This is a genomic window from Metabacillus sp. KH_069 (assembly GCF_057838075.1).
The window spans coordinates 4100008-4116651 of record NZ_CM174460.1 but is presented as its reverse complement, the minus strand read 5'-3'; the positions used below and the strand labels follow the sequence as shown (position 1 = coordinate 4116651).

At 38.4% G+C, this 16644-nt stretch carries 12 protein-coding genes; 10 read left to right on the top strand and 2 right to left on the bottom strand.

Annotation, left to right across the window (positions count from 1 at the left end; translation table 11 throughout):
* Nucleotides 1-253 precede the first annotated feature (253 nt).
* A complete protein-coding gene (locus AC3ISE_RS20695; RefSeq protein WP_489222437.1) occupies nt 254-1366 on the top strand; it encodes an alginate lyase family protein in 1113 nt (370 codons plus the stop codon).
* Nucleotides 1367-1456: 90 nt separating this feature from the next.
* Here AC3ISE_RS20695 and AC3ISE_RS20690 read toward each other — a convergent pair whose 3' ends face one another.
* Nucleotides 1457-5005, bottom strand: coding sequence for an Ig-like domain-containing protein (locus AC3ISE_RS20690; protein ID WP_489222436.1), 3549 nt, complete (start codon nt 5003-5005; stop codon nt 1457-1459).
* Nucleotides 5006-5399: 394 nt separating this feature from the next.
* Between AC3ISE_RS20690 and AC3ISE_RS20685 the strand changes: the two genes are divergently transcribed.
* The 7 genes from AC3ISE_RS20685 (at nt 5400) to AC3ISE_RS20655 (ending at nt 10973) form a co-directional block, all read left to right on the top strand.
* Nucleotides 5400-6050 carry a DUF4352 domain-containing protein gene (locus AC3ISE_RS20685; protein ID WP_489222435.1) on the top strand — a complete coding sequence of 217 codons (651 nt, stop codon included), beginning with the start codon at nt 5400-5402 and terminating at the stop codon, nt 6048-6050.
* A gap of 347 nt (nt 6051-6397) precedes the next feature.
* Nucleotides 6398-6523 (top strand): hypothetical protein, encoded by a 126-nt coding sequence (locus tag AC3ISE_RS20680; protein WP_489222434.1) that lies wholly within the window; start codon nt 6398-6400, stop codon nt 6521-6523.
* A 33-nt stretch (nt 6524-6556) separates the two neighbouring features.
* Nucleotides 6557-6694 (top strand): hypothetical protein, encoded by a 138-nt coding sequence (locus tag AC3ISE_RS20675; protein ID WP_489222433.1) that lies wholly within the window; start codon nt 6557-6559, stop codon nt 6692-6694.
* A 340-nt stretch (nt 6695-7034) separates the two neighbouring features.
* Entirely contained in the window at nt 7035-7487 is a 453-nt protein-coding gene (locus AC3ISE_RS20670; protein ID WP_489222432.1) for a nuclear transport factor 2 family protein, read from the top strand.
* A 148-nt stretch (nt 7488-7635) separates the two neighbouring features.
* The gene (locus AC3ISE_RS20665) at nt 7636-8157 is read left to right on the top strand and encodes a competence protein ComK (protein ID WP_489222431.1); all 522 of its coding nucleotides are present in this window, start codon (nt 7636-7638) and stop codon (nt 8155-8157) included.
* Between the two features lie 102 nt (nt 8158-8259).
* The gene (locus tag AC3ISE_RS20660) at nt 8260-9078 is read left to right on the top strand and encodes a metallophosphoesterase (RefSeq protein ID WP_489222430.1); all 819 of its coding nucleotides are present in this window, start codon (nt 8260-8262) and stop codon (nt 9076-9078) included.
* 119 nt (nt 9079-9197) lie between these two features.
* A complete protein-coding gene (locus AC3ISE_RS20655) occupies nt 9198-10973 on the top strand; it encodes an SEC-C metal-binding domain-containing protein (RefSeq protein ID WP_489222429.1) in 1776 nt (591 codons plus the stop codon).
* Nucleotides 10974-11067: 94 nt separating this feature from the next.
* Here the strand turns inward: AC3ISE_RS20655 and tagU are convergent, their stop codons facing one another.
* Entirely contained in the window at nt 11068-12015 is a 948-nt protein-coding gene (gene tagU, locus AC3ISE_RS20650; protein WP_489222428.1) for a polyisoprenyl-teichoic acid--peptidoglycan teichoic acid transferase TagU, read from the bottom strand.
* Between the two features lie 234 nt (nt 12016-12249).
* On the opposite strand from tagU, the gene AC3ISE_RS20645 reads away from it, so the two are divergent.
* Nucleotides 12250-14736: a fibronectin type III domain-containing protein gene (locus AC3ISE_RS20645; RefSeq protein WP_489222427.1), complete on the top strand. Its 2487-nt coding sequence runs from the start codon at nt 12250-12252 to the stop codon at nt 14734-14736.
* Nucleotides 14705-16603, top strand: coding sequence for a fibronectin type III domain-containing protein (locus tag AC3ISE_RS20640; protein ID WP_489222426.1), 1899 nt, complete (start codon nt 14705-14707; stop codon nt 16601-16603). Before AC3ISE_RS20645 ends, AC3ISE_RS20640 begins: the two co-directional genes overlap by 32 nt.
* The last annotated feature ends 41 nt before the right edge of the window (nt 16604-16644 follow it).

Genomic DNA, 16644 nt, shown 5'->3' with positions numbered 1-16644 from the left:
TAGTTGAATGAAATAATCTACATAACAGATTTAACTACTCGTGATTTTATGGATACTTTATCATTTACTCATAAAAGCGTCATTCCAATTGGAATGGCGCTTTTATATGCATTGTAAAGAATCAAAAATTATATATATTTTTAAAATAAGTGGTAATTTACAATAAAAAGGTACCTTGGAAGAAGGCTATAGCGTGATGAAAACAGATATTCTGAAGATCTATTATTATATGAATGAGAGGAGGTCACGAAAATTGTTTTTTAAACGATTCTTTGTTCTCATTTTAATATGTATTATTTTGATTAGTGCTATTTTTTTCCGAGAGAAAGAATCTTATGGAATTTATAGTGAACAAGAGTTTCATGAAGTGAAAGAGATGATAAAGAAAGATGATCAAAGACTCGAAGCCTATATACAATTTATTGAACTAGCAAACAATTACTTAAAAAGAAAAGCTAATCCAGTAGATTACTTGTATATTCCCCCAACTTATGTAGATAACAGCGGCCATGCAAAAGCCCGAAAAGATATTACTGAAGATGCTTATGCAAGTTATATATTAGGGCTTGCATGGAAGTTAACAGACCAAGAGATATATGCAGAAAAAGCAATAGACATATTAAATCATTGGTCAAAAACTAATAAACAAATCTCAGCTAAAGATGATACTCCACTGGTAGCTGCAAATAGCGGAATAGGATTTATATATAGTGCTACATTACTACATGATTATAAAAAATGGGATCAATCACAATTCCGAAAATGGGTTGAATCTACATACTTGCCTACCATTCAATTCGCCCGAAATAGATCAAATAATTGGGCGAATTGGGGTAATTTGGCCTCTCTTACTACTTATAGTTATTTAGGTGATAAAAGTAAATTAGAAAAGGAAGTTATGTACACCAAAAAAATAATTGTTTCACAAATTGATGCAAATGGAAAAATGAAGGAAGAAGTTGCTCGAAAGGCAAAAAGTATGAGATATACATATTTTGCATTAGCACCACTTACACAATCAGCATTTCTTATTTATAACGAAACAAATACTAATTTATTTGATTTAAATAGTTTAGAAGGTAAAAGAATAAAAGCGGCATTCGATAAATTATATAATGCAGTTGAAAATCCAAATAATTGGCAGTATTATACTAAAACGGATCTAGAAAAACCAAATATGGAAGGGAATAATAATTGGCCGGTTAGTTTAATTGAAGCTATGTCACATATATATCCACAAGAAAATTATAATCATATAATAACGCAATACAGGCCAATTTTAGGAGGATATATAGCTAACAGGGGACCACATCATTTAGCTTGGAATTTTCCTACACTAATCCCCCCAAAAATTTCTTCAAATTAAACTGTAAATATTCAACCAATAGGTAAATGTTCTTTGAAAAATAAAAAAGATGACTGGAATTTTAATATATCTCCAGCCATCTTCTTTTTATTATCTAACTATAATATCCTTCTTACTGCTTTTATTCCCAGCCTTATCCTCTGTAAACACAGATAAAGTTGTTCCTTTTTTCTGTGCTTTCATTTTAACCCTGTAAACACCTCCTTTTGAACGTACAGTGGTTTTTCCAAGGTTGGCAGTCCCATTGTAGACATATACCGTTGAGCCAATTTCAGCTTTTCCTGTAACAAAAGTAGATCTTGAAGAAAGTTTCTTTACGGTAGGCGTCTTTGGTGCTGTTTGATCAGAGACTTTAATAATGAGTATTGGGCTTCTATTTCCTTTATCGTTTACGGAATACAGGAATAGAATGGCTCTTGCCTTTTGTTTCTCTTTCATCGTGATGGTGAAGTTGCCGCTGCTGTCCGTTATTGCAGTACCTATCGTTACACCGCGATTTTTCAAGTAGACGGTTGATTTGGCATCTGCTTTTCCAGTAATAACAGTGGTGTTATCGCCTACTGTAGTTACTGTTGGTTTTGCAGGCATTGTTTTTTTAGTAACTTCTACAGTAATCGAAGGACTTTTGTTGCCGGCTGCATCCGTCGTAAAAATGGTGAGAATGGTGCCGGAAGTTTGTTTCGTTTTGATATCTGCTGAAAATACTCCTGAACTATTTGTTTTTGCTTCTCCTAGAGTAGTGGTTCCGTTTTTAACAGTGATGGTAGAGTTGGCTTCCGCTTTTCCAGTTAGGATTGATTGGCTGTCATCTATTGAAGCAACAGTAGGTTTATCGGGAGCTGTTTTATCTGCTACCTGAACAGAAGCCGCCGCACTTTGATTACCAGCCGCGTCTTTTGCGTAGATAGAGAGAGTGATCCCAGCTTTTTGCTTCGTTTTGATATCTACTGAAAATACTCCAGCACTATTTGCTTTTGCTTCACCAAGAGTAGTAGTACCATTTTTAACAGTGACGGTAGAGGTAGCTTCCGCTTTACCGGTAACAATGGTTTGATTATCCGCCACGGGATCAACTGTAGGCTTAGCAGGAGCAGTTTTGTCGGTCACCTGGATAGAAGCCGATGAACTTTGATTTCCTGCTGCATCCATTGAATAGATGGAGAGAGTGGTCCCAGCTTTCTGTTTTGTTTTGATATCTACTGAAAATAATCCAGCACTATTTGCTTTTGCTTCCCCAAGAGTAGTAGTTCCGGTTTTAACAGTAACAGTAGAGTTAGCTTCTGCTTTACCAGTTACGATTGTTTGATTGTCTCCTACAGGGTCAACTGCAGGAATAGCAGGAGCTGTTTTATCTTGTACTTTTACAGTTATTTCTTCGCTCTTATTGCCTGCTGCATCTTCTGAGTAGAGGATAAGTGTTGTTCCGGCAGGCTGCTTGGCAATGGATGCACTAAAAACACCGGATGAATTTGCAGCAGCATGGCCGAGAGTTGTGCTGCCTTTTTTTACATATACCTTAGAACCGGCTTCTGCTTTTCCGGTAACAGCTGTTTGATTGTCGCCAACTGGATTCACCTGTGGTACGGAAGGTGCTGTCCGATCTTGAACAATGACGGTTGATTCTTCGCTTTTGTTGCCAGCTGCATCTACTGCGTAGACTTTCAATTCAGTTCCAGCCTGTTGAACTTGAATGCCCGCGATGAATGCGCCTGTTTCATTTGCATAAGCGTTTCCAAGTGTTTCTGTTCCTTTTTTTACATATACCATTGCGTTAGGTTCTGTTGTTCCTGAGATGACGTTATCATGGTCTGAAACAAGATTGACGGCAGGTTTTGCAGGAGCAGCCGTGTCTTGCTCTTCAGCGCTGATAAATGTATAAGTGACGTCGTTTCCTTTATCTGCAGGGATGTCAGCAGTATTTGTCTTTTTAACAAGGGCTCCGCCGCCTCTTAGATAGGTAGAGGCTCCGCCGTATATTCTTTCGCTTAAGGCGTCAAATGCTGGTTCACCTTTAAAGCCATATTCCCCTGTTTTGTTCTTTAATAGTAAGGCTCCGCGGAAATTTGTCATAAATTTACCGAAGCTGAGAGTTGGATCAATGTATTTTTGTACGGCATTTTCAACAGCACGGTAGTCGTTGTTCGGATCTTGCAGGATGTCTTTGAAAATACCATTTCCCTGATTAGCCTGGATTCTTACATATTGACCGAATAAATAGGAAAGGGAATAGTTGGCTAGGGTATCACCGTTTCGATCCCAGTATAAGAGAGAGTGTCCATTTTTAATAGAATTGGATGCATTATAGTAATCTATTCTGCTGGTTAAAGCCTGTCCTGTATAGATTTGTTCTGCGGCCATAGAAAGAGCTTCATTCAGCCATGTATCCATGTTTGTTTTTCCTTCAATAAACACATTCTGATTGTAATTGACCATGTGCTGAAATTCATGTGCCAGTGTTTCGTAAGAATTCTCTACTGCTTTGTAAGAACTCATTCCCATTAACGGATAGGTATCAATGTAGAAGATCTCTGATTGATTCGAGTGGGTCATATTGTACAGGTCACCGCCATAGAAGTAACCGCCAATATAGCCGCCGCTGCCTGTAAAGCCATCCTGGATATCATAGACTAAAATATTAATCTTTCCATCCCCATTTACATCTGATTCAGGGGCGAAATGGCTGACGATTGTTGGGTGGATGCTGCTGTCAAATTCATCAGACAGCTTTTTGGCATCAGCTGCAGAAATCTGATGATCATGCACCCAAATGTTTGTTTTTGAACCGCTGTGCAATAACGATGCATTAATTTGATAATCCTGGTTGCTGCTGAAATTAGTTACCCAAAATGGTTTTTGATCTCCGGTTTGGTAATCAGACATTTTCTCGGTCTGCTGTTTAGAGAACATTTTGTCTTTGTTTTTCTCGATGTTAAAAGGTTTATTTGCATCAATTTGATAAGCACCAAGATCTAGCTTTTTATTGAATGTATACTTTTCATTGTTGATTTGGAAAGAACCAGTGCTTTGGGATCCTTCTGCATAGGTTGATTCATTGCTGATAATGACGTAATCACCAGATTCAGAGTCTCCGCTGAAATCCGGATTTTTCACTTTGAATCTTGTCGTATCAGAATAATAGGTGTCACTTAAGGAATTGGAAGTACCGACTCTGACATAAACGAACTCTTCTTTAGCGTATAAGGATTTTGGCAATGACACACTTAAAGTAAGGGTGCCGCTAAAGGATAGATAGAAATAAGCTTGGGTCAAATACGTCAATGAACCATTATCTTCCTTATAAAACTCAAGGGTAGTATAAGGCTCTTGACCGCTGTAAGCATTAATCTGGTATAGCAGTGAAAGCTCTAATTCATCTGGAAAACTCGTTAATGAGTTAAATGTAAATGAATGATAGGCACTGAAGCTGTCTACTAATGTATCGATGTAATCGTTGTTCTCCACAAGAGGATAATCATCTGGATTATAGGAAGCGCTCTTGCCGGAGCTTTCTTTTCTCGGTTTTTCATCAGCCTTTAAAGTAGCTGTAAGTTTTTTTTGTGCTTCTGCGTGGACAAAGCCAGTGGTAAGCGGTCCTCCTAAAAGAAAGACAATGATTAGTAAACTAATAAACTTCTTCATAATAATTTCTCCCTGCCCAATAAATTTAGGTATAAAAACATAGGTAAATAAGATTATTTCAACTTTAGTAGTTTACTATATTTTCCCTGTGAATTAGCAACTTATGAAGGATAAATTATTCGACATATGTTGGTTTTTGTCGAATTTAAATACTTTCTTCTGAGCTAGATACTTTAGAAAATGATATTAAAGCAGTTCAGTATAAATAGCAGTTATAGAGCAGTATACCCACCTGTTAGAAGGGAGATAAATATTATAATAGATAAAAACTCTTATTAAAAAGAGTGATATTATCATTTCGACCTTTTTTTGTAATATATTTAACATATTTATCAATGTTTATAGTAATATTGTAAGGTGATTATACATATAAAATAGGAGGATTATCATATTTATGTCTAAATTAGTCGAATGTAAAGCTTGTAGTAAAGAAATCGCAAAGGGAATTAAAAAGTGTCCTAATTGTGGTAAAGATCAACGTAATTGGTTCATGAGACACAAAATTATGACGTTTTTCTTAGCGGTAATTGTTATTGGTATTATAGGCGGTGTGTCTGGTGGTGGTGAAGAAACGGTAACAAATACTAGTGCGGCTTCTCAATCTGATAAAAAAGACCAAGCATCTAAAGAAAAAGTTTTTAAAACAGGAGAAGCTGTTAAAACTGATAAAGCAGAAGTTACAGTTATTAAATTTGAAGAGAAAAGCGTGATTGGAGATCCTAATTTCCTTGGTAAAGAAGCATCTGAAGGTGCTACACTTGTAGGTGTTCAATACAAATTGAAAAATGCTTCTGACAAACCTATGGGAATGTTTGATCAGCCTGTAATCAACTTAGTTGATGAAAAAGGTACAGAATATGATTCTGATATCGATGCTAGTGGTGCCTACGCAACAGAAACAAATATCGATAATTCTAAAATTTTGTCTGATTTAAACCCTGGTATAACAGTAACTGGAACAACAGTATATGAAATTTCTAAAGAATCCTTTAGTCAAGGTAAATGGTATATACAAATAGATGATCAAAAAGTTCTTATTAAATAAATTTATTAAAAAAGAGGTTTCCGAAAGTCTAACTTTTGGAAGCCTTTTTTGTGAATAAAAACCAGTAATCGTTATAAAACGTTGGTGTCAGGCCAGCTCTAAATAAAGAACGTGATAAAGATTTAATTGCTTGTGAGAAATAAGACCATTCTCCAGACAAATTGAATCGATTGCAGCAAACTAAGTGGAGTGAGCAACTAGCTATAAGAACCAATATTATGCTTTTGACATCAATATCTAGGTGAAAGAGTTGAATCCAGAACAAGCAAACCGCATGGAAGGCATGATTTCTACTTATAACCTCATTGGGAAGTTTCAGAAGTGAGATGAATAATGAGATTAGCGAAATGAAAAGCGAAATAACTGGTTTAAGAAATGAAATCACTGGCATGAAAAGCGAAATTGCTGGTTTAAAAAATGAAATCACTGACATGAAAACAGCGATTAAAAGTAATGAAATAGAAATCAACTAAACTCAACCTTTTATGAAAGAAGAATATCACCTTATGCGTCTAGAAAATGAAGAGAGGCATTTGGAGATGATCGCCAGATTGGAGATTTTAGAAGCAAATCAGGAGCATACTTGGGAGAAAACTGTTATGAATGAAAGAGAACTTGCTGTGATGGAAAAACTTGCTAAATAAAACCTTCCCTTTAAACTACCTTCAAATCAAGCCTCTGGGCCAGTGTGCCTATTACCTCGACCGAAAAACAGTATTAAAGGATCGTGGAAGATTCTGATATTCCGTGTCTTATATTTATCCATAGCAATATAAAATGACCTGATTCTTATAAAATCAGGTCATTTCTTTTACCTAACGATAATATCCTTCTTACTCCCTCTATCCCCGGAAATATCCACTATATGGTAACTTGTGTTTAATCATGTATGAAAAAAGACAAGTCTGAAGGTTGAAAACAGTTCGTATTATCCCTGATGCTGCTACATACACTTTCTTAGACATGCTTAAAAGGGTGATAATTATGCGAAGACGTAAACCATTCCCTCTTATTCCAATAGCAATGCTCGGCGCTGCCATTCTCCTTCTCATCGGGCTGTTTCATCTATTCACGCCATCCTCGCCGAAAAAGGCTGTCCAGCTCTTTTATACAGCTGAACAGACTGGAAACTTCGGCGGTGCCTGGGATCTTTTTCATCCATTGATGCAGGACCGTTTTACAAAGAATGCTTATGTGACAGAGCGGTCTCATATCTATATGAGTCATTACGGGGTTACCACGTTTTCTTTTGAAATTTTGAAGCAGAAGAAGGTTCGAAGGTGGAGGATGGCAAAAGGGTCGCCGGTATTTAATGAGGCGCGTCTCATCAAGGTAAGGCAGACATTTAAAAGCAAGTTCGGGACATTCGATGTGCTGCAGGATGTATATGTTGTGAAAGAAAATGGAGATTGGAAGATTGTATGGGAATATGAGTGAGGTCTCTTTGACTATTTTAATTTAGTGTAAATATATTGTTTATTTATAGTTAATTTTACCTAGTTCTTATTTCCTTTACTGAAATTTTTTGTAAAATAATGATGTGGTAAATTTTTCATAAAAAATACAGAAGATTGAGGTGGAGAGAATGCTGATGAAAGAAAGCTATGCAGTTTGGAGAGAGACGATGGTTGTGAAACCGATGTACACAGAAAATGGGGAGTTGTGGTCTGTTGTTCAAGAACTGTACAAAAAGCTGATTGTAAAAATGTCCCCCAGAGAAATTATGAACCGCAGCTGTATCCATGCTGGTGCATCGTATCAGGGAATGATTGATGCAGCAAAGCTTATTTTGCCGGGTAAAAAGATGCTGCCGGTTTGCTTGTCGCCGGGATATAGGATCTGTATGGTGCCTACTTTATCTCCAGACAGTGAAGAGTGTATGTGGGTCTCCTATCATCATGTGAAGAAGGTTTTTGAGAAAAACAACAGGACTATTATTGAATGCAGAAACAAAGAGGAGATTGAGATTCAAGGGAGTGTGGAAAGCTTTTTAACCAAATCCGGACATGCCCAGCAGCTCGTTCTGACTTATTTGGACCGTCAAGAGGAGATGTGGGATCTATCTTCTCACGTAGCTGAGTCTTATGAGGGCTATGACGTTTATTAAATGAAACGCAGCCAAGTTCCTTTAAGGGATTTGGCTGTTTTTTATACTAAATGAAGCTTGTCTTTAGTAAAATAGAACAAATAGGAAAAAATGGGGTAGAGCATGGCTGAATTGTTGATTGGTCTAATTGGATGTGTGGGGCTGTTTTATTTATTATTTATATTGCCGACTCAATGGCTGAAAGTTGAACATATAGAGGTACCGCTTGGGATTGATAAAAAAATTCTGCAGTTATCAGATCTTCATATTGAAAGAAATCGGATCCACCCTGAAAAAATCAAAGAACTTCTTCATAAGGAAAAACCTGATTATGTGTTTATCACCGGTGATTTTACCGCAAGAGAAAAATATATTCCGAGTGTTAAACCTTACCTGGATGTTTTCAATGAATATGGAATTGAAGTATATGCTGTATTTGGCAATCACGACTATGGTACTTTTAAGCTGAGTTTGCGGTTAAGGTCATGGCTAGAAGAAAACAAAGTAAAGGTTCTTGTAAATGAATCGATTGAGCTTACAGACTTCACATTGATAGGGTTGGATTTTTATAGAGAAGATGAGCTCGGATTGACTAAAGCATTTTCAAAAGTAAAATCAGATAAACCTAGAATTGTTCTATGTCATGATCCCAATGATATAGCTGAAGTTACGGACCCATTTGATTTTATGCTATCAGGCCATTTGCATGGAAAGCAGTTCAATATTCCATTCTTTTTTACCTTTATTTCAAAGGGAGAGCTTGCGAGGCGGGGAATTTACCAAGGCTTCCATAAAGTTGCAGGCTCTTATCTATACATTTCTAAAGGAATTGGACAGGCGCATTGGAATTATCGGTTTGGGGTTAGGAGTGAGGTAACGGTCCTTACCTTAAATGGGAAGATAGATAATGAGAGATATAATAGGACAATACCGCAGAAATAATGTCTGTGGTTTTTCTTATTAATTGGATTTAATTTCTGGTGATTTGCTGCGCACATTGAATTCTATTCAATTAACTGGCACAATAGACAAGTGAATCAAGCAATAAAAGGAGTTTATAAATGAATATCGGACGCAACGACCCATGCCATTGCGGCAGTGGGAAAAAATATAAGAAATGCTGTATGAAGAAAGAAACTTCACTTGAGGCTATCCGCCATGAGGATCTTGAGAAGCTTCAAGTCGAATTGATGGAATTTGCTTCTGTGAATTTTTCCAGGCAAATGGATGATGCGGTTAAAGAAAAAATGGGTAAGCTGAACCGGGATGAGCATCAAAATGTGTACGGTGCTCTATTAGTGTGGGCTGTCTTTTCTGTCCCATTTGTTCACGGAAGGGTAATTGAGGCCTTTGTTGAGAAGAAACAGAAAGAAGAAGTTCGTCCATCTACTTTGTCTCAGCTTAAACAATGGGCAGAAGCAGCACCTTCTTTTTCTGTCATTGAAAGCATAATAGATGACGAGTGGCTTACTGTAAAAGATATTTTTTCAAATGAAGAAAAGAAGGTCAAAGTGGCACAGGGAGCAGCCTCTTTCGAAGCGGGCGGTCTGCTTCTTGGCTATTTGCTTCCATATGGAGAGTACCACTCTTATTATTTGATGCAGCTTGAGTTTGAGAAAAATCAAACAGCACACAATACTGAGCTGACATTAGATTTATTCAGACAGAGTGAGTTCACTGATCACAAAGCATTTATGGGTGATCACTATCCAGAGATGATCATTTCGATGCTGACAGAGCCTGAGCCGGATGAGGAAACAGCTGAGCCGGAAAAAGAACTTGTTTGGGATGATATAAATTATGAAACAGCGGCACTCATGTTGGAAAATAATATTCTCAAACAAGGCATTTATGCAAAAGCAGGTGAGCTGGCTGTGGAATTAGCGCACGCTTATTTCCACCGGGAAATGCCTTCAATCAATAAGCCTGCTGCCTATGCAGCAGCCATGCACTATTTTGTCGAAAAACATATTCACAAGCAAGGTCTGACTCAGAAAAAACTTGCTGAAATGTATGAGGTTAGTGCAAGCTCTCTTTCAAAGCTTTACCGTGAGATGAAAGATGAGCTGGAGGCTGATATGAAGACTGCTCATGAAAAGGTGAAAAGTCGACGTGCAGTTAATCGTGAGCTAGCTCAGGAATTGATTTTTGAAGCTATGGAAAGTGAACCGAAAAAGAGATTAAAGCTTGCAGAAAAGGCTTTAGATCTTTATCCCCACCCTGATGGCTACAATATGCTTGCAGAAGCGGAGCATGACCTTGAGAAACAGCTGTACTTATTCAAAAAAGGAATGGAAGCTGGTGAAGCAGATCTAGGCAGTGACTTTTTCAAACAGAATAAAGGCATGTTCTGGGGACTTACTGAAACAAGACCTTATATGAGGTCTAAGTTCAATTATGCAGTTCTTGAGGCTGCTGCAGGCAACTTGGAAATAGCCGTTAAGCAATGTGAGGATTTGATTAAACTAAATGAAAATGATAACCAGGGTGTTCGCTACACACTCTTTATCATGTACATGGACTTAGGTATGTACAAGCAGGCTGCAAAACTGCTGAAGAAGTATGATGAAAGTCATATGGCATCAGGAGCCTACAATCGAGTTCTGCTTGAATATGCTGTAAACGGGGATACTTCAAAATTAAAACAGCTGGCAGAAAAAGCGAAGAAGGTTAATCCATTTGTGTTCGACTTTTTGACAGGCAAGGTAGAGCTGCCGGCACCTCCTGATTCCTATGGAATCGGAGATCAAAACGAAGCCGTCCAGTATGCTTATGAGAATGAATATATTTGGTCGAAACACCCTAAGCTGATTAAATGGGCGAAGGAAAACAGCTGATTTTATTAAAAGGCTGTTCTTGTAAACTAGACTAAATGGTAAAAATCTTAATCATAATAAAAGAGCGGATTTCAAATGAAATCCGCTCTTTCTATTAATTTGAAGATGCCGTACTCGGTTCAAGCTCCAAATGCTCTTTAAGCTGATTAGATAACACGTTTCTTTCCTCTTCAGGCACGATATAATAATAAACTCCGCCGATCATATCGCCTTTTCCTTTTACTTGATGCTGCTCCATTGAGCTGCGGGCACCTTTATAATTTTCCTGAATGCTCCACATTTCGTTCATATCCAGGTTTGTTTTCACGTTGTTTTCAACAACTTTGAACATTTCCCCAAACTTTGTCAGAGAAGATATGTTAGCTCCTTTAGAGATAACAGCCTGTATAACCTGACGCTGGCGATCCTGGCGTCCAAAGTCACCGCGCGGGTCTTCATAGCGCATTCTTGTGTACTTAAGAGCACTCTCACCATCTAATGAAACAGTGCCTTTGTTGAAAGTTTCACCTTCATAAGTAAAATCAAGCGTATTATTAACGTCTACTCCGCCGACAGCATCTACAATATCTTTAAAGCTTTCCATGTTCACTTTTACAAAATAATCAACAGGCACATCAAGGAAGTGCTCAACGGTATTAATCGCCATTTCCGTGCCGCCGAATGCATAGGCATGGTTGATTTTATCTTCTTTGCCTTTTCCGATGATTTCTGTACGTGTGTCACGCGGAATGCTGACCATGTTCATGGATTTTTTATTCGGATTCACTGTTAATAGAATTAAAGAATCAGAGCGTCCGCGGTCTCCTTTTCTTTCATCAACACCTAAAAGAAGGACAGAGATAGGATCTTTTTCTTTGAAAGCCACAGCTTCAGGACGTTTTTCAGATACGTCTCTTCCAATATCCTCTTGAATTTTCGCAACAGTATCTGATGCAGTTTTATACAAATAAAAGGCATAGCCTCCTGTACCCAGCACGAGCAATCCAATGATGCTGAGCACAATCCAAAGCCATTTGCGCTTTTTGTTTCGAGTCTCTCTCATAGTACCATCCTTTAATAAAATTATTAGCCTATACACATTATATTTTTACAGGAACATCTAAACAATACTTTTTTTGTAAATATAAGCGATATCATCCTATGAGACGTTGTTCATGAGTGGAAAGTTTCATAAGTTTGTAGATTTTTGTCTATAAATACAAATATACAACCGAATTTTCCATAACTATAATAGATTTAGATGTTTATAAGAAACTAGGGGGATTACGAATTTACTATGAAAAGAATGCTGTCGATCTTCATGATTTTCTCTTTGCTTGTTACCTTGGCATTGCCTTATACGGCGGCAGCTGAAGCAGGGACGACACTTATCGGGTTTCATTCGGTTAAAAACACAGGGAAAGGGATTCAGTTATTGTGGACAACCACATCGATGTCTGAGGAACCTGAAACATTTGTCCTGAAGAAAAATGATCAGGACCATGTGATTGAAGCCAAACTTGTAGATGAACTTAAAAATAGAGACGGTTCAACTGCGAGAACATACGAATTTATTGATGAAGACGTGAAAGAAAAAGAAACGTATACATATCTTGTAAAGCTTGCGGGGAACGATACCGTTCAGACAGAAGCCATTACCGTTGTGTATAAAAAAGGGAACGATGACAGCGGAACTCCTGTTGATCCGGGTGAACCTGTTGTGATTGATGATAAATTCAAACTAAATGCAAGAGTGGAAGGTACATCTATTATTGTGTCCTGGCCAAAATACAATGTCACTGAAGCCGTGGAATATCAGCTGTTTCAGGATGGCAAGTTTGTTCAAAGCTTCAGTGAGGCAGGCGAATACGTCTCTAAGGATTTAACGCCTGACACAACTTACGCATTTACCATGAAAGTGATAGCGGGGGACAAGTTGCTTGATACGAAAGAAACAAGCGTAAAAACAGAAGCAGCACAGAAACCAAACTACACGGTGTTCTTTTACCAAGTGAATGATTCATCATTTGAAGCAAGCTGGTTTTTAGACGGTGCTGTTTCTTATGATGTGTATCTCGATGGGAAATTAATGCTTGAGAAAACAGCAGAAACAGAGAATATCTTTACTGATTTGAAGCCAGCCACTGAATATGAAGTGAAAGCTGCGGCATACGATAAAGCTGGAAAGATGATCAGCGAAGCAGCTGTTAAAGGGAAAACGAAGGAAGCAGCTAAAGGGAAAACAATTGAGTTCAAAGATAAAAACCTGAAGTTTGCGGTACAGGAGCAGCTTCGCATACAAAGAGAGATTACGGAAAGTGATTTAGAAAAACTGACTTACTTAAATGCTTCTCCTTATGAAATTAAGGATTTATCCGGCCTTGAATATGCGGTGAATTTGCAGCATTTAGAACTTGCAGGAAACAGATTGAAAAATTTAGAGGCGTTAAAATCATTTGCGAAACTCGAGTACCTGGATTTAACGATGTCTGGTGCAGCAGATTTTTCTCCTCTGAATTCGTTAACGAACCTCCACAGTCTTTTGCTTGGAGACACAAGCTTCAAGGATCTTAAACACATTGGGAACCTGACGGGTTTAAAGCTCTTGGATGTAAGCTGGACAGGCGTTAAAGATTTGTCTGTTTTAGCATCCTTTAAACAGCTTGAGGAAATCAACCTTTCTTATACAGAGGTTAAGAGTATAAAAGGGCTGGCTGACCTTCCATCTCTTCAAAAGGTCATTATTTATGGATCTGGCTACATCGATGTCCTTGATGAGATCGGCCTCTTTAAAGACTCTGTGGAATTTGTCTATGATGACAGCTTGAATATGTATATGAATCAAGTTAAGCCGGGAGATACAAACGCAGTTCTTGAATGGGATTATGAAGGCGAGGGGCGCCTTGCCTATTATGAAGTGACGATCGATGGAAAAAAAGAAAAAATAGAAACAAGCAAGAAATCATACCGTTATGAAGCAACAGGCTTGAAACCGGATACTCAGTATTCTTTTTCTGTACAGGCTTTTAATAAGGAAGGAAAGCTGCTCGGTTTTACCGACGGCCTGTTCTCTACTTTAAAAACGCCGTCTGGGGAAAAAGTGATTTTTGCGGATGCTAATCTTAAAAAAGCAATGAAAGAATACTTCGGCTTTAAACGGGATATCGTTGAGAGCGATATGGAGCATCTGACAGAGCTTGACCTGACGGGTGCCGGGATTCGTGATTTATCCGGTTTGGAAACAGCCAAGAACCTGAGATTTCTCGGTTTATCCATGAATAATATTAAAAATCTAAAACCGATAGAAAGCCTGACAGGAATTACGTTCCTTCTTTTGGACGGAAACCCTCTGCAGGATTTCTCATCCTTAAAAAAATGGCCGAACCTGCAGTATTTGGATCTTTCTGATACAGGCATAAAAGATTTATCTGTTCTTTCTCCTCTGAAAGAGTTAGGTGCATTGGGTCTTGCTTATAATAGTTTAGAAGATCTTTCTGGAATGCCTGCGCTTGAGCAATTAGCTTCTCTTTATATAGGCGGGAATGAACTTACTTCTCTTAAAGGCATTGAAAGATTAACAGGATTAACCGAACTCAGTGTGAGCGAGAATTTATCTCTTACGGGGGTAGAGGAACTTCCGGGATTAAAAAACCTGTCTTTCCTGGATTTGTCCACTACTTCAATAGAAAGCATAGACCCATTGCTTGCGCTTGATTCTCTGGAATATGTTCTCTTATTTGATATAGACACGCTTGATCTATCTGACGGATATCGCAGCTTTTGATGTCATAACGCAGCTTAGAGATAAGGGTGTTTATGTTGAGTACGAATATGAAGACGGGGAAGCCTTTCATGTTTACTCAACAAGAGCAACGGAAGACTCGATTGAAATCTCTTGGGACTACTTCGGGAAAGAAGAGATTGATTATTATAAAGTAGCAGTTGACGGGAAAACGGCCGCAGATAAAATCGATGGCTATGAGTATGGCTACTGGATCAGAGGTCTTGCGCCTGAGACTTCTTATGACATTGAGTTGCAGGCTTATGATTCAGACGGTGAACTGATTGCCAGCGCCGAAACAACTGAAACCACAGCGGCGGCTCCTACAGGTCCTGTTGTGAAGTTCAAGGACAGTACTTTAAGAGATATTGTAAAAGAACAGCTTGGATTAGTACGTGATGTCCATGTGAGCGATATGGAGCGCCTGCAGGAATTATTCCTTGCAGATATGAATATCAAAGATTTGACAGGCATGGAATATGCGGCAAATTTAATGTATGTATATCTTTTAAACAATGAGTCTGAACTCGATTTGTCTCCGCTGAGCGGGCTGCCAATCTTAGATTTAACAATCGAAAACACGAAACTGAAAAGTTATGAAAAGATTGCAGAAATGGAAAGCCTGATTTCCCTTTCGATCAGAAATAATCAGCTCAAAGATATTTCATTTATAAAGGGAATGGAACAGCTTGATTATCTTGATCTTTCTCAAAATAAGATCCGTGACATTTCCGTGCTATCTAATCTGAATGAGTTAGAGGTATTAGTATTGTTTGATAATCAGATCGAACATTTAGGAGATGCAGGTTTAGAAGGGCTTATGTTCCTTGAAATATCCAGAAATCCGCTGAAAGATTTAACTGGATTAGATCAATTTCATTCATTGGAAGTCCTCACATTGGAAAGAACAGAATTAACTTCTATTGATGAGCTGTTGAATCTTGAAGACTTGAGCCTGGTCTCACTGTATGGAATTAGCACACTTGATCTGTCATCCGGTTCAGACGCTGATCTCGTCGTACAGGAGCTGAGAGAGAGAGGCGTTACTGTTCAGATCGACATCACGCACTATCCCGAAATTCATATTAAGGATGTGACTCAGCATTCCATTTCATTCTCGTGGGATAAAATGTTTGAAGGAACAGAAGGTTCTTATTTTGTCATCGTTGATGGAGAATTTACAGGAGAGGAAGAGCCTTTGCCTGCATCTGAAACATCATACGAGTTAACGGATTTAGAGCCTGCTACAACCTATCTCATTGAAGTCTATGGAGAGAGCGATGAGTTTGGAAACGTTGCGTCAATCGAAGTCACCACTTTGCCTGAGGATGAAGAAGGCATGAAGCAGGCTGAGCTTTATTTGATCAATGAGGATGAACAGCCGGTCAGTGAAGCTGAGTTTTTGATAGAGGGACTTGATGAAAACAATGAAGACGTTGTATTTGAAGGCTATTCTGATGAAAATGGCCAGCTGATGGATGACCTTCAGGCAGATGAAGGGAAATTCAGCCTTAAAGCTGGTGCCTACAGCCTCTTCGTTTACAGTGAAGGCATCGAGTATGAATATGAATTTACAATAGAAGAAGAGCAGGACTATTTGAAAAATCCGCTGGTGTTTGTCTTAGGATCTGAAATGCCTGAGACAGGAGAAACACCGGCTCCTGGTAAAGAAACTCCGGGTAATGAAGAGCAGCCGGTAAAGGAAAGCGGGAATAAGCCAATTTTGCCAGAGAAAGCAAAACCTGCTTCTGGCATTAGAGAGAATGAACTTCCAAAAACAGCAACTGTCATGTATCAGTCCGTCTTTTTTGGAGCCATTCTCATGATGTCGGGTGCTGCTTTGTATGCAGCGCGTCGAAAAAAGGCATAAAGAACCAGCAAAAGACAGCGGAAACGCTGTCTTTTTGTGGT

Bases quoted from the DNA above. Each gene is read 5' to 3' on its own strand.
- AC3ISE_RS20675 (WP_489222433.1), top strand. From the start codon at position 6,557: ATGCGTCTAGAAAATGAAGAGAGGCATTTGGAGATGATCGCCAGATTG.
- AC3ISE_RS20645 (WP_489222427.1), top strand. From the start codon at position 12,250: ATGAAAAGAATGCTGTCGATCTTCATGATTTTCTCTTTGCTTGTTACC.
- AC3ISE_RS20660 (WP_489222430.1), top strand. From the start codon at position 8,260: ATGGCTGAATTGTTGATTGGTCTAATTGGATGTGTGGGGCTGTTTTAT.
- AC3ISE_RS20690 (WP_489222436.1), bottom strand. From the start codon at position 5,005: ATGAAGAAGTTTATTAGTTTACTAATCATTGTCTTTCTTTTAGGAGGA.
- AC3ISE_RS20655 (WP_489222429.1), top strand. From the start codon at position 9,198: ATGAATATCGGACGCAACGACCCATGCCATTGCGGCAGTGGGAAAAAA.
- AC3ISE_RS20685 (WP_489222435.1), top strand. From the start codon at position 5,400: ATGTCTAAATTAGTCGAATGTAAAGCTTGTAGTAAAGAAATCGCAAAG.
- AC3ISE_RS20680 (WP_489222434.1), top strand. From the start codon at position 6,398: ATGAAAAGCGAAATAACTGGTTTAAGAAATGAAATCACTGGCATGAAA.
- tagU (WP_489222428.1), bottom strand. From the start codon at position 12,015: ATGAGAGAGACTCGAAACAAAAAGCGCAAATGGCTTTGGATTGTGCTC.
- AC3ISE_RS20665 (WP_489222431.1), top strand. From the start codon at position 7,636: ATGCTGATGAAAGAAAGCTATGCAGTTTGGAGAGAGACGATGGTTGTG.
- AC3ISE_RS20670 (WP_489222432.1), top strand. From the start codon at position 7,035: ATGCGAAGACGTAAACCATTCCCTCTTATTCCAATAGCAATGCTCGGC.